We start from the raw sequence: 13,827 nt of genomic DNA on the forward strand, positions 1-13,827 counted from the left end.
CTGGGTAGCTATGTGCGGAAGGGATAAGCGCTGAAAGCATCTAAGCGTGAAGCCCCCCTCAAGATGAGATTTCCCATCGCGTCAAGCGAGTAAGATCCCTTGAAGATGACAAGGTAGATAGGTCCGAGGTGGAAGCGTGGCGACACGTGCAGCTGACGGATACTAATCGATCGAGGACTTAACTAAACACATAAAGAAAAGCGGAGGCGACTGTCCAGCCACGAAGAACGCGAAAGGCCTGCGAGGAGGCTGTTGCCGCCACAGCAGGACTGAAGCGGTTCGAGGGGCTAGGAGCCGCAGCTAGACATCACGAAAAGCGGAGAACGGTCCTTGGCGAAGCCAAGGAAACGTCCGACGGAGCCGAGAGCTTTTGACGAAGACGTGCGTGCACGTCGAACGGAAAAAGCGAAAGGCGTAGGAGGATGTTAGTTGGAAGCTAGACATACGAAAAGCGAAGGCGACTGTTCTGTTATCTAGTTTTGAAGGAATACATATTGCTCGGTGACGATGGCGGAGAGGTCACACCCGTTCCCATCCCGAACACGGAAGTTAAGCTCTCCAGCGCCGATGGTAGTTGGCGGGACACCGCCTGCGAGAGTAGGACGTTGCCGGGCAAGAAAAAGACCAAGACGAGTTAGTCTTGGTCTTTTTTATTATGTAATAAATAGTCATACAAATATTTCGGTACTTTTCTTTCAGTTACGTCTAAAAACTGTACGATAAACGGATATGCGTCATTGGAATAACTGTGGAGAAGATCGTACCACCATTCTGTTTCATAACGGCAAATCATACTCAAATTGTATAATAATAAATAGTGAGCGATGATTTCATGAATACGCTTGTTTTGTTCATTTGCTTGTTTAAAATATAAATCAAATAAAGGAGCTAGCTCCTCTATCTGCTCTAACAACTGTTTCATGCAAAATTTTTCCCCATATGCATGTTTCACATGAAACATTTTTTCGGAAAAATAAGTAAACAAACCATGTTTTTGAATTTTTACTTCGTCTTTAAAAAAATCGTAGTTTTGTTTTTTTCTTTTTCTTGTTGATACTCCGTGTGCCAAAACGGTAGAGGATTCTGGATAGTCAGCATGAATAGTTAATAAACACGCTTTAAGAAGTTGCACATTTCCATAAAATAATAAAACAGGTTTGATCGCCAATGGTGCTTGGCGAGCTGTGTCATAAAATTTTTTTCCATGTTGTAAGTAGTACATAAATGGATAACAGTTATCATAGCTTTTCTTTTCTGCATCTTCTCTCCCTTCTTGTTTGTAGCGTTCAAGTAAAAATTGATGTACAAAATTTGATGAGTAAAATACTTCCCACATCGTTTGCTCTCCTTATTTAATTGATCGAATTATCTAACATTTTTATGTTTTCTTGACAGAAAAAAGCGAAGTTGATACTCTACTAATTAATATTTCCAAAGTGAGGGGGAAAAACAATGTGGGAAACAAAATTTGCGAAAGAAGGATTGACGTTTGATGATGTTCTTTTAATTCCCGCGAAGTCAGAAGTGTTGCCGCGTGATGTCGATCTAACGGTTGAGCTAAGTAAAACATTGAAATTGAACATCCCAATTATTAGCGCAGGAATGGATACAGTAACAGAGGCAGAAATGGCGATTGCGATGGCGCGTCAAGGTGGATTAGGAATTATTCATAAAAACATGTCAATTGAGCAACAGGCGGAACAAGTCGATAAAGTAAAGCGTTCAGAAAGCGGGGTAATTACCGATCCGTTCTTTTTGACCCCTGAACATCAAGTGTATGATGCGGAACATTTAATGAGTAAATATCGCATTTCAGGTGTCCCAATTGTTAATAACGCAGAAGAACAAAAACTTGTCGGGATTATTACAAATCGCGATTTACGCTTCATTCAAGATTATTCAATGAAAATTTCTGATGTGATGACAAAAGAAAACTTAATTACTGCTCCTGTTGGAACGACATTAGCAGAAGCTGAAAAAATTTTACAAAAGTACAAAATTGAAAAACTCCCTCTCGTTGACGATCAAGGTGTGTTAAAAGGACTTATCACTATTAAAGATATTGAAAAGGTGATTGAATTTCCAAACGCAGCAAAAGACGCGAAAGGACGTCTTCTTGTCGGGGCGGCTGTTGGGGTGACATCAGATACGATGTTGCGCGTGAAAAAGCTTGTGGAGGCAAACGTTGACGTCATTGTAGTTGATACAGCCCACGGTCATTCTAAAGGAGTGCTTGAAACGGTACGGAAAATTCGCGACACTTACCCGACATTGAACATTATCGCTGGAAATGTCGCGACAGCAGAGGCGACAAGAGATCTAATTGAAGCAGGAGCAAATATCATTAAAGTCGGTATCGGTCCAGGATCAATTTGTACGACACGGGTTGTCGCAGGTGTCGGTGTTCCTCAAATTACAGCCATTTATGACTGTGCAACAGAAGCAAGGAAATATGGTGTTTCGATTATTGCTGATGGGGGAATTAAATATTCTGGTGATATTGTAAAGGCTTTAGCAGCTGGTGGACATGCGGTTATGCTCGGAAGCTTGCTCGCAGGTGTATCTGAAAGTCCGGGGGAAACAGAAATTTATCAAGGCAGACGATTTAAAGTATATCGCGGTATGGGATCAGTTGGAGCGATGGAAAAGGGAAGTAAAGACCGTTATTTCCAAGAAGATAATAAAAAATTTGTTCCGGAAGGCATTGAAGGAAGAGTACCTTATAAAGGGCCGCTTGCTGATACCATTTATCAACTTGTCGGTGGATTGCGAGCAGGAATGGGCTATTGCGGAACGAGAAATTTAGAAGAATTGCGAGAAAAAACGCAATTTGTGCGCATGACTGGAGCAGGACTAAGAGAAAGTCATCCACATGACGTCCAAATTACGAAAGAAGCGCCAAACTATTCACTTATGTAGTAAATACATAGGCAGAGGTGGAAGATTCCTCTGTCTATTTTTTTTTACAAGAGTATGTTAAAATAACGGTTATGTAAAACAGAGTTGGAGGGTTTGAGCGTGAAAACATCGTACAAGAGCTTCATCATTTCCATTGTAGCAATGTTCTTATTTATGGCGACGTTACCGCAAAATATAAAAGCGGAAGAAGACGTGCTCAATATTGAAGCAGATGCCGCTATTCTCGTTGAAGCGGAAACAGGAAAAATTTTATACCAAAAAAATATTGATGCCGTTTTAGGGATTGCTAGTATGACAAAAATGATGACGGAGTATTTGTTGCTAGAGGCCATTCATGAAGGACGCGTGAAATGGGATCAAGAATATGCAGTAAGTGAGTATGTATATCAAATTTCTCAAAAGCGCGATTTATCGAATGTTCCGTTAAGAAAAGATGGAAAATATACAGTACGTGAATTATACGAAGCAATGGCGATTTACTCAGCGAATGGGGCAACAGTTGCAATCGCAGAAATTGTTGGTGGTTCGGAAGCAAATTTTGTGAAGATGATGAATGAAAAAGCGCAAGAGCTAGGATTAAAAGATTACAAGTTTGTTAATGCAACCGGACTCAATAACAAAGATTTGGGAGGAATGCACCCTGCAGGTAGTGGAGATAATGAAGAGAACGTCATGTCTGCCCGTGCTGTAGCGACATTAGCATATCATTTATATCACGAGTTCCCGGAAATTTTAGAAACGGCAAGTATTCCCCGAAAGTATTTCCGAGAAGGAACAGATGACCAAATTAAAATGGATAACTGGAACTGGATGCTTCCGGGACTTATCGCAGCATATGAAGGTGTAGATGGTATAAAAACGGGATATACAGAGTTTGCAGGGTATTGCTTTACAGGTACAGCAGAGCGGAATGGTATGCGCTTTATTACCGTTGTGATGAATGCAAAAACGAATGGTAAGGGTACACATTTATCACGTTTTGAACAGACGAGAAAAATGTTAGACTATGCGTTTAGCAACTATACTGTGCAAAAGTTGTATCCAAAAGGCTATACGACGAAAAAACATAAAACAGTCACCGTAAAAAAAGGGAAAGAAAAAGAAGTTGCGATCGCGACAAAACAACCACTATCGCTTGTTATTAAACGCGGGGAAGAGAAAAAATATAAACCTGTTGTTGTTATTGAAAAAGAAACGTTAACAGCCCCTGTGAAAAAAGGTCAAAAAGTAGGATATATGTACGTGGAATATGCAGGGACAGACTACGGCTATTTAACGAAAGAAGGGGAAAAAGCAGCACAAGTTGACATCGTAACAAAGCGAGCTGTAGAGAAAGCAAATGGCTTTATTTTAGCGTTGCGCGCCATTGGTGAACTGTTTAGCGATATTTGGAGTGGTGCTTCAAATGCAATCAAAGGGTTATTTTAAAGCTCTCTTTTTAGAGGGCTTTAAAATTTTTATTGTGATTTTTTTAAAAATTGAGTTAAAATAAAAAAATGTAGCTAGTGTTTCTACACTTTTACCTAGTAAAAACGTATGCTAGAATATGGATAGTGTACTGAAGCGATGAATAGTTGTCGTTAAACTTATTTTTCAGTACAATATCACAATAACGATATACATAATGGGAGGAATGAACGGTGGCGGTTACAGGTACAGAACGTGTAAAACGCGGAATGGCGGAAATGCAAAAAGGTGGCGTCATTATGGACGTCGTGAACGCAGAACAAGCGAAAATCGCAGAAGCAGCAGGTGCAGTTGCCGTGATGGCTCTTGAGCGCGTTCCAGCTGATATTCGCGCAGCTGGTGGTGTTGCCCGCATGGCTGATCCGACAGTTATTGAAGAAGTGATGAAAGCAGTATCTATTCCGGTAATGGCGAAGGCGCGTATCGGTCACTATGTGGAAGCGCGCGTATTAGAGGCGCTCGGTGTAGACTATATTGATGAGAGTGAAGTATTAACGCCAGCAGACGAAGAATTTCATATTGATAAACGTCAATTTACTGTGCCGTTTGTATGTGGCTGCCGTGATTTAGGTGAAGCAGCTCGTCGTATCGCTGAAGGCGCATCGATGCTTCGTACAAAAGGTGAACCGGGCACAGGAAATATTGTTGAAGCTGTTCGCCATATGCGTAAAGTAAACGCGCAAGTGCGTAAAGTCGTCAGCATGAGCGAAGACGAATTAATGACGGAAGCGAAAAATTTAGGTGCACCGTTTGAAGTGCTGTTAGAAATTAAACGTCTTGGTCGTCTTCCTGTTGTCAATTTTGCAGCAGGTGGTGTTGCGACACCAGCGGATGCAGCATTAATGATGCATTTAGGTGCTGATGGTGTATTCGTCGGTTCTGGTATTTTCAAATCAGAAAACCCTGAAAAATATGCACGTGCTATCGTAGAGGCGACAACTCATTATGAAGATTACGAATTAATTGCCCACTTATCAAAAGGATTAGGTGGAGCGATGAAAGGGATTGATATTTCTTCGTTGCTTCCTGAACAACGAATGCAAGAACGCGGATGGTAATGTAAAGGAGCAATGAATATGGTGAAAATAGGAGTATTAGGATTGCAAGGGGCCGTACGTGAACATGTACGGTCAATTGAAGCGTGTGGTGCAGAAGCGGTAGTGATTAAAAAGGTCGAGCAATTGACACAGATTGATGGCCTCATTATTCCAGGCGGGGAAAGTACGACGATGCGTCGTTTGATGGATAAATACGGCTTTATTGAACCGCTGAAGCAATTTGCAGGCGAAGGGAAGCCGATGTTTGGAACGTGCGCAGGCTTAATCATTTTAGCGAAAAAAATTGTTGGTTACGATGAGCCGCATCTCGGTTTAATGGATATTACGGTTGAACGCAACTCATTTGGTCGTCAACGTGAAAGTTTTGAAGCATCTTTAGCAATTAAAGGTGTCGCTGATGACTTTATTGGTGTATTTATTCGAGCTCCGCACATTGTATCTGTAGGAGCCGATGTTGATGTGCTTGCGACATATGAGGATCGCATTGTCGCGGCAAGACAAGGACAATTTTTAGGATGTTCGTTTCACCCAGAATTAACAGACGACCATCGTATGACGCAATACTTTATCGATATGGTGAAAGAGAAAAAAGAATAAACGGGTTGCATTTTGTTTAAACTTATAGTACATTATTTCCAAGAAAATGATACGAAGAAAAAGCGATGACAGGAACTAGTAGCAAGCCCTCTTCCTTTCAGAGAGCCGATGGTCGGTGCAAATCGGCAGGAATGACTTGTGAATCCATCCTGGAGCGAAATGCTGAACGCGTTAAGTCAGTAGGCATTTCCGGTGAGAACCGTTATATCTCTCGAGTGGGAGACGTATGTCTTCAACTAGGGTGGCAACGCGGGAGCACTCTCGTCCCTTTCTTTCGGGACGGGAGTTTTTTATTTCATTAATCAAAATAAAAAGGAGGCATGTTGATGTTAGACTTAAAATTTTTACGTACTAATTTTGAAGAAGTAAAACAAAAGCTTCAACATCGTGGTGAGGATTTAGCGGATTTCGAACGATTTGAGCAACTCGATCGTCGTCGTCGAGAACTCATTGCACAGGCGGAGGAATTAAAAAATAAGCGAAACGATGTGTCGCAACAAATTGCTTTACTAAAGCGTGAAAAAAAAGATGCGGATCATCTCATTGCTGAAATGCGCCAAGTTGGTGATCGGATTAAAGTACTTGATGATGAATTGCGCGAAGTAGAACAACAGCTTGAAACATTGCTTTTATCCATTCCAAACATTCCACATGAATCTGTTCCAATTGGTGAATCAGAAGACGATAATGTAGAAATTCGTAAATGGGGTGAACCGCGTTCATTTTCCTTTGAACCGAAACCACATTGGGAAATTGCTGATCAACTTGGGATTTTAGATTTTGAAAGAGCAGCAAAGGTGACAGGAAGCCGATTTGTATTTTATAAAGGACTTGGGGCACGTTTAGAACGTGCATTGATTAACTTTATGTTAGACATACATGTTGAACAACACGGATATGAAGAAGTTCTTCCGCCATACATCGTTAATCGAGCAAGCATGACGGGAACGGGGCAGCTTCCGAAGTTTGAAGAAGATGCATTTCGTATCGAAAGCGAAGATTACTTTTTAATTCCAACAGCTGAAGTTCCTGTAACAAACTTACATCGTGATGAAATTTTATCAGCAGATGATTTACCAATTAAATACGCTGCTTATAGCGCATGTTTCCGTTCGGAAGCTGGTTCGGCAGGAAGAGATACGCGTGGATTAATTCGTCAACATCAGTTCAATAAAGTAGAACTTGTTAAATTTGTCAAACCAGAAGATTCTTACGAAGAGCTCGAAAAGCTAACAAATGATGCAGAGCGTATTTTACAACTACTAGGTTTGCCGTATCGTGTGATGAGCATGTGTACAGCTGATTTAGGTTTTACTGCTGCAAAAAAATATGACATTGAAGTATGGTTACCAAGCTATGGAACGTACCGAGAGATTTCTTCTTGTAGCAATTTTGAAGCGTTTCAAGCTCGTCGTGCAAATATTCGTTTCCGACGTGATCCAAAGGCAAAACCAGAACATGTGCATACGTTAAATGGGTCTGGTCTAGCTATTGGACGAACAGTGGCAGCGATTTTGGAGAATTACCAACAAGAAGATGGAACAGTTGTCATTCCAGAAGTACTTCGACCATATATGGGGGGAAAAGAAGTGATTTCATAAGGGGAGAACTTGCTCCCCTTTTTTATAAAAAATATTGACATACGATGATCATTATGATAAATTAATACATGTCGATACGGAGGAGTACCCAAGTCTGGCTGAAGGGGTCGGTCTTGAAAACCGAGAGGCGTCGAAAGGCGCGCGGGGGTTCGAATCCCTCCTCCTCCGCCATCATTTAGATGTTTGCAAACCACAGCGCATAAAATGGAGATTGTTTATTGAAATAATTCGTTACGATATGTAACGAATTTTTGTTTTATATAAGAATAAAAAGTAAAGGATGCCTGAACTAGGCATCCTTATTTTTTTAACGTGCGATATTGTTCAATCATATATCCAATTTTTGCGACAATCGGTTCGATTGATTGAGCATCACGAATAATATCATATTCATTGATGTTAATACGCAAAACAGGACAAGCATTAAAGCTATTAATCCATCTCTCATATCTTTCATACATTTCTTTCCAATATTCGATTGGCGTCTGCTGCTCCATTGGACGACCGCGCTCACGAATACGTTTAATAATTTCCTCAAAACTTCCTTCTAAATAAATAAGTAAATCAGGATGAGGAAAATATGGTGTCATAACCATCGCTTCAAATAAACTTGTATACGTTTCATAGTCGACTTTCGACATCGTACCTTTTTCATAATGCATTTTTGCAAAAATACCTGTATCTTCATAAATGGAGCGATCTTGGACAAATCCTCCTCCGTATTCAAAAATACGTTTTTGTTCTTTGAATCGTTCAGCGAGAAAGTAAATTTGAAGGTGAAAGCTCCAACGTTTAAAGTCGGCATAAAATTTATCTAAATAAGGATTTGTATCTACTTTTTCAAAAGAAGTGCGAAATTGAAGCGCATCAGCTAACGCTTTTGTCATCGTTGATTTTCCTACACCGACCGTTCCAGCAATGGTAATGACAGCATCGCTCGGAATATGATATTTTTCTCGTAAGTTCATTGTTCTAAGCTCCTTTTAAGAACAGATTGCAGTTCATTTAAAATATAAAATCGATCTTTGTCATGATGAACGAAGTCAAGTTCATCTCCGTTAAATCGCAATACAGGAATGTGGGGGTGGGTTTGTTCAAATTGTTCTATTGCTTGTTCATAAGCATGAGATAGTTGTTGTAAATAGTTCGGATCAATGTTTTTTTCAAATTCGCGACCCCGCATAGCAATACGCTCTAACAACGTGTGTAATGAAGCGTGCAAATAAATGACGACATTTGGTTTTGGCATGTCGTTTGTTAAAATGTCATAAATTCGTACATACTTTTCGTACTGCTTTCCTTTTAACGTTTGCTTAGCAAAGATTAAGTTTTTGAAAATATGGTAGTCAGCTACAACCGGTTTCCCATTGTTTAAAAAATTTTTTTCGACATCTTCTAGCTGTTTATAGCGATTACATAGAAAAAACATCTCCGTTTGGAAACTCCATTCTTCGATGTTTTCATAAAATTTACCTAAAAAAGGATTTTCATCAACAATTTCTTTTAATAGCTCATATTGAAAATGGGTTGAGATGACCTTAGCTAATGATGTTTTTCCAACACCAATTGGGCCTTCCACAGTAATAAAGGGCACGCGGGACATTGTGTAACCTCCTTCAGGTGAAACCGTCTGTGTAGACAGACAAAATTTATTTTAACATAAAATGATTAGTCTGTATGTTGCTTTTTTGTTTTGATATACTTTATAGATGATAAAAAGGTACGGGAGTTTCAAAAGATGAAAAATGATGAGTATTACATGCATTTAGCGATCGAAGAAGCAAAGAAAGCAGAAAAAATAGGAGAAGTGCCTATCGGTGCTGTTATTGTATATAACGACCAAGTGATTGCGCGAGCCCATAATTTGCGCGAACGGGATCAGCGGTCGATTGCTCATGCGGAGCTTTTAGCTATTGATGAAGCATGTAAAAAACTAGGAACGTGGCGACTAGAACAAGCAACGTTGTATGTGACGTTAGAACCTTGTGCCATGTGCGCTGGGGCAATTGTTCTGTCTCGGATCAAACGCGTTGTGTTTGGGGCAAGCGATCCGAAAGGGGGATGTGCAGGGACATTAATGAATTTATTACAAGAACCGAGATTTAATCACCAATCGGAAGTTGTTAGTGGGGTATTAGCTGACCAATGTGGCTATATGCTAAGTGAATTTTTTCGACAGTTGCGTCAACGAAAAAAAGAAGAAAAAAGCAGTATTAATTCCAATTAAATTCCATTGTGTAGTCGTTGCAATTTTGATGAAAAAGAGATATACTTATACTTGCGTTAGAGATAACGCATTGCCGTGCTAAGCGGGGAGGTAGCGGTGCCCTGTACTCGCAATCCGCTCTAGCGAGGCTGAATTCCTTCTTTAGGCTAGTTTGCTGTAGAGTCTGCCTAGAGTAAGTGGTGTTGACGTTTGGGTCCTGCGCAATGGGAATCCGTGAACCCTGTCAGGTCCGGAAGGAAGCAGCAGTAAGCGGACAATCCCATGTGCCGCAGGGGTGCCTGAACCGAGCTAACTACTCTAGTAACGTTTATGGCAGCTAGTCGACAGAAGGTGCACGGCAATTTACATAGATAGGACACAGGCACTTGCTCAAATGGCAAGTGCTTTTTTCATGCGTTTTTTAATGATATAATGATTAGGATACAAGCAAAGAGGAGGGCAGTTTCGTGAGTTATAGAGCTTTATATCGTGTTTTTCGGCCACAAAGCTTTAAAGATGTTGTCGGTCAAGAACACGTCACAAAAACGTTGCAAAATGCCCTGCTTCAACAAAAGATTTCACATGCATATTTATTTTCTGGTCCACGTGGGACAGGAAAAACAAGTATAGCTAAAATTTTCGCTAAAGCGGTAAACTGCGAGCATCGTCCAACAGCAGAGCCATGCAACGAATGTCCGACTTGTTTAGGCATTATGAACGGTTCGATTTCAGATGTGTTAGAGATTGACGCAGCATCAAATAACGGAGTAGATGAAATTCGTGATATTCGCGATAAGGTGAAATTTGCCCCAACCTCAGCACCTTATAAAGTGTATATTATCGATGAAGTGCATATGTTGTCCATTGGGGCGTTTAATGCGTTATTAAAGACATTGGAGGAACCACCGAAACATGTCATTTTTATTTTAGCGACAACAGAGCCTCACAAAATTCCGTTAACGATCGTTTCTCGATGTCAGCGGTTTGATTTTCGGCGCATTGAGCTCAAATCCATCGTTTCACGTTTAAAAACGGTTGTTGCTGAAGAAGGGATAGATGTAGAGGAAGAAGCATTGTTTGCGATTGCGCGTGCTGCTGATGGTGGAATGCGTGATGCGTTAAGCTTGCTTGATCAAGCCATTTCTTTTAGTGATGATCGGGTGTTACTTGAAGATGTGTTAGCGGTTACAGGCGCCGTCTCACAGCGGAAAATTGCGGATTTAATTCATGCGATGTACGAAAAAAAGACGGTTGAGGCGTTACGTCTTTTTCAAGATTTAATGGAACAAGGAAAAGATCCGAATCGTCTTGTCGAAGATTTAATTTATTATTACCGAGATATGCTTTTATATAAAGCAGCGCCACAGCTTGAGGATGTGACGCATCGCGTGCTCGTAGATGAGCGATTTCGAGAGCTTTCTGACATGATTCCGACATCGTTCATATATGAAGCGATCGATTTGTTAAGCAAAAGCCAACACGATATGCGTTTGACAAATCATCCACGTATTCATATGGAAGTCACGATCGTAAAACTTTGTTATGAAGAGCAGCATGCCGTAAGATCTACTTCTTCTCTAGATTTAGAGGAGAAGGTAAAACAGCTTGAGCAACAATTGGAGAAACTAAAAGAAACAGGTGTGAAGCCTGCTGCTTCGGAAGTTAGTGAACCGGTGAAAAAAACGGTGAAAAATATTCGCACAGACTATAAAATACCGATAGGACGCATTCATGAAGTGCTTCGCCAAGCGACGCATCAGCATTTATCTCTTGTTAAAGGGAATTGGGGACATGTGCTTGATTTGCTGAAGAAGCAAAACAAAGTGTCCCATGCAGCATTATTACAAGAAAGTGAACCTGTAGCAGCAAGTAGCACAGCTTTTGTGTTAAAATTCAAATATGAAATTCATTGTAAGATGGTTGCTGACAATAGCAACTACGTCAAAGATAATTTAGAGCAAGTATTATTCGAGCTAACAGGGAAAAAACTCGATACGATCCCTGTTCCTGAAAGCGAATGGCTTCAAATTCGCGAGCAGTTCATTCGGCAACAAACAAATGGGGATGAACAACATGAGCAGGAAGACCCATTCATTTCCGAAGCGAAAAAATGGTTTGGTGAAAATTTAATCGAAATTAAAGAATAATGGAGGAATGATGAACATGATGCGTGGAATGGGAAATATGCAAAAAATGATGAAACAGATGCAAAAAATGCAAAAAGATATGGAGAAAGCGCAAGCAGAGTTAGCAGAAAAAACGGTTGAAGGAACAGCAGGAGGCGGAATGGTCACTGTTGTCGCGAACGGTCATAAACAAATTTTAGAAGTGAGAATTAAAGAGGAAGTCGTTGATCCAGAAGATATCGACATGTTGCAAGATTTAGTGCTTGCAGCAACGAATGATGCGTTGAAAAAGGTAGATGAGTTAACAGCAGAAACAATGGGGCAGTTTACAAAAGGATTGAACATACCGGGATTATTCTAGGGGGTTCCTATGTATTATCCAGAGCCGATATCGAAGCTAATCGACAGTTTTATGAAATTGCCAGGCATCGGACCGAAAACGGCCGTCCGTCTGGCGTTTTTTGTGTTAAACATGAAAGAAGATGTAGTACTAGATTTCGCAAAAGCGCTTGTAAATGCGAAAAGAAATTTAACATATTGCTCATCGTGTGGTCATATTACGGATAAAGATCCTTGTTATATTTGCGAAGATGATAAGCGTGATCGTTCCATCATTTGTGTCGTTCAAGATCCGAAAGATGTCATTGCTATGGAAAAAATGAAAGAATATAACGGGTTGTATCATGTGTTACATGGTGCGATTTCACCAATGGAAGGAATTGGTCCGGAAGATATTAAAATTGCTGAGCTGCTTAGACGTCTTCAAGATGAAACGGTTCAAGAAGTAATTTTAGCCACGAATCCAAACATCGAAGGTGAAGCAACCGCTATGTATATTTCACGCTTGTTAAAACCAACGGGTGTAAAAATTACGCGCATTGCTCACGGGTTACCGGTTGGTGGTGATTTGGAGTATGCGGACGAAGTGACGTTATCTAAAGCTCTTGAAGGAAGAAGGGAATTGTAGTGTTTTGGAAGAAAAAAGGATGGCTACGCAAACAATTTAACGATCAGCTGATTGAACGTTTGCAACGTTATCGTGATGATTGGATGGGAAAAAAACAATTAATAGAAAAAAGTGTCGAACCATCCGACAAAGTCATCTTCGATTTAAAAATTGCTGAAGCAAAATATTTATTTCTCCTTCGAGAAGCAAAAAAGCGAAAAGTGACAATTGGGAAGGGATGATTCCCCTTCCCTTTCATATAGGCTTGTCATATAGAAAAGAGGTGGGCATATATTTAAAAATAAAACAGCTTGAAGGGGAGAAAATGATGAATGAAACTGTTGTCATTGTGTCGATCGTTAGTTTAATTGTTATTATTTTGCTTATTGGTATTCCGATACGCTTGACTCGATTCATTGGAGAAGGAATTGCTCGTTTAGTGATCGGGGCTTTATTTATTTTTTTAATTAATGTTGTTGGTGGTATATTAGGTATTCATTTGCCGATTAATTTGTTTACAGTAGCGGTTACCGGATTTCTAGGTATTCCTGGTGTTGTAGCACTCATTTTCCTTCAACAATATGTCATTTCATAAACGGACATATCCGTTTATTTTTTTGTTGACGAACATACGCATTCATGATATATTACTAAATGTCGTTGTTGATAATAAAAAGATGTTGACGAATGATATTTTTTGTAGTATTATAATTCATGTCTTTGTTGTTCTTTGAAAACTGAACAAAACAGCAGCGTGAAAGCTAGAGATATGAACTTTCTATGGAGAGTTTGATCCTGGCTCAGGACGAACGCTGGCGGCGTGCCTAATACATGCAAGTCGAGCGGACGAATCGAAAGCTTGCTTTTGATTCGTTAGCGGCGGACGGGTGAGTAACACGTGGGCAAC

The 13,827-nt window shown here is 40.3% G+C and carries 14 protein-coding genes, 1 tRNA gene, 3 rRNA genes, 1 other RNA gene and 1 other annotated feature; of the genes, 16 read left to right on the forward strand and 3 right to left on the reverse strand.

The features are described from left to right. Together LD028_RS00875 and rrf are read left to right on the forward strand one after the other, a co-directional pair. Positions 1-186 (forward strand): 23S ribosomal RNA (locus LD028_RS00875); the annotation flags it as partial. A 311-nt stretch (positions 187-497) separates the two neighbouring features. Next, positions 498-614: ribosomal RNA gene (gene rrf / locus LD028_RS00880) — 5S ribosomal RNA — on the forward strand. A 20-nt stretch (positions 615-634) separates the two neighbouring features. Here the strand turns inward: rrf and LD028_RS00885 are convergent. Continuing rightward, a complete protein-coding gene (locus LD028_RS00885) occupies positions 635-1,336 on the reverse strand; it encodes a YaaC family protein (RefSeq protein WP_237810602.1) in 702 nt (233 codons plus the stop codon). A gap of 116 nt (positions 1,337-1,452) precedes the next feature. Here LD028_RS00885 and guaB point away from each other — a divergent pair, with 116 nt between their 5' ends. From guaB to LD028_RS00915, 6 genes are all read left to right on the forward strand, one after another. Continuing rightward, a complete protein-coding gene (gene guaB / locus LD028_RS00890; protein WP_006323978.1) occupies positions 1,453-2,919 on the forward strand; it encodes an IMP dehydrogenase in 1,467 nt (488 codons plus the stop codon). 141 nt (positions 2,920-3,060) lie between these two features. Next, positions 3,061-4,347, forward strand: a complete 1,287-nt coding sequence (locus tag LD028_RS00895) for a D-alanyl-D-alanine carboxypeptidase family protein (RefSeq protein WP_237810610.1) — start codon at positions 3,061-3,063, stop codon at positions 4,345-4,347. 212 nt (positions 4,348-4,559) lie between these two features. Further along, positions 4,560-5,444: a pyridoxal 5'-phosphate synthase lyase subunit PdxS gene (gene pdxS, locus LD028_RS00900; RefSeq protein ID WP_004888477.1), complete on the forward strand. Its 885-nt coding sequence runs from the start codon at positions 4,560-4,562 to the stop codon at positions 5,442-5,444. Between the two features lie 18 nt (positions 5,445-5,462). Next, positions 5,463-6,041, forward strand: a complete 579-nt coding sequence (gene pdxT / locus LD028_RS00905; protein ID WP_237810603.1) for a pyridoxal 5'-phosphate synthase glutaminase subunit PdxT — start codon at positions 5,463-5,465, stop codon at positions 6,039-6,041. Positions 6,042-6,097: 56 nt separating this feature from the next. Next, positions 6,098-6,313: a binding site (T-box leader), on the forward strand. A 54-nt stretch (positions 6,314-6,367) separates the two neighbouring features. Beyond that, positions 6,368-7,642, forward strand: coding sequence for a serine--tRNA ligase (serS, locus tag LD028_RS00910; protein ID WP_237810604.1), 1,275 nt, complete (start codon positions 6,368-6,370; stop codon positions 7,640-7,642). 78 nt (positions 7,643-7,720) lie between these two features. Beyond that, positions 7,721-7,813: transfer RNA gene (locus tag LD028_RS00915), tRNA-Ser, on the forward strand. A gap of 128 nt (positions 7,814-7,941) precedes the next feature. Here the strand turns inward: LD028_RS00915 and LD028_RS00920 are convergent. Both LD028_RS00920 and LD028_RS00925 read right to left on the reverse strand, forming a co-directional pair. Then, positions 7,942-8,610: a deoxynucleoside kinase gene (locus tag LD028_RS00920; RefSeq protein ID WP_006323968.1), complete on the reverse strand. Its 669-nt coding sequence runs from the start codon at positions 8,608-8,610 to the stop codon at positions 7,942-7,944. Next, positions 8,607-9,245 carry a deoxynucleoside kinase gene (locus LD028_RS00925; protein ID WP_237810605.1) on the reverse strand — a complete coding sequence of 213 codons (639 nt, stop codon included), beginning with the start codon at positions 9,243-9,245 and terminating at the stop codon, positions 8,607-8,609. Before LD028_RS00925 ends, LD028_RS00920 begins: the two co-directional genes overlap by 4 nt. A 135-nt stretch (positions 9,246-9,380) precedes the next feature. On the opposite strand from LD028_RS00925, the gene tadA reads away from it, so the two are divergent. From tadA to LD028_RS00965, 8 genes are all read left to right on the forward strand, one after another. Further along, positions 9,381-9,869, forward strand: a complete 489-nt coding sequence (gene tadA / locus LD028_RS00930) for a tRNA adenosine(34) deaminase TadA (RefSeq protein ID WP_128999516.1) — start codon at positions 9,381-9,383, stop codon at positions 9,867-9,869. A 73-nt stretch (positions 9,870-9,942) separates the two neighbouring features. Then, positions 9,943-10,207, forward strand: an RNA gene (gene ffs, locus LD028_RS00935) — signal recognition particle sRNA large type. A gap of 108 nt (positions 10,208-10,315) precedes the next feature. Next, on the forward strand, positions 10,316-11,995 hold the full coding sequence (dnaX, locus tag LD028_RS00940; RefSeq protein WP_237810606.1) for a DNA polymerase III subunit gamma/tau: 1,680 nt from the start codon (positions 10,316-10,318) through the stop codon (positions 11,993-11,995). 16 nt (positions 11,996-12,011) lie between these two features. Further along, a complete protein-coding gene (locus LD028_RS00945) occupies positions 12,012-12,335 on the forward strand; it encodes a YbaB/EbfC family nucleoid-associated protein (protein WP_035018391.1) in 324 nt (107 codons plus the stop codon). A 9-nt stretch (positions 12,336-12,344) separates the two neighbouring features. Continuing rightward, positions 12,345-12,941, forward strand: coding sequence for a recombination mediator RecR (gene recR / locus LD028_RS00950; protein WP_004888493.1), 597 nt, complete (start codon positions 12,345-12,347; stop codon positions 12,939-12,941). Continuing rightward, positions 12,941-13,162, forward strand: a complete 222-nt coding sequence (locus LD028_RS00955; RefSeq protein WP_006323958.1) for a YaaL family protein — start codon at positions 12,941-12,943, stop codon at positions 13,160-13,162. Before recR ends, LD028_RS00955 begins: the two co-directional genes overlap by 1 nt. 86 nt (positions 13,163-13,248) lie before the next feature. Then, positions 13,249-13,515, forward strand: coding sequence for a pro-sigmaK processing inhibitor BofA family protein (locus tag LD028_RS00960; RefSeq protein WP_237810608.1), 267 nt, complete (start codon positions 13,249-13,251; stop codon positions 13,513-13,515). Between the two features lie 182 nt (positions 13,516-13,697). Then, a 16S ribosomal RNA gene (locus LD028_RS00965) occupies positions 13,698-13,827 on the forward strand; the annotation flags it as partial.

The organism is Anoxybacillus sp. LAT27, from assembly GCF_022030075.1.
In the GTDB taxonomy this organism is placed as follows: domain Bacteria; phylum Bacillota; class Bacilli; order Bacillales; family Anoxybacillaceae; genus Anoxybacillus; species Anoxybacillus kestanbolensis.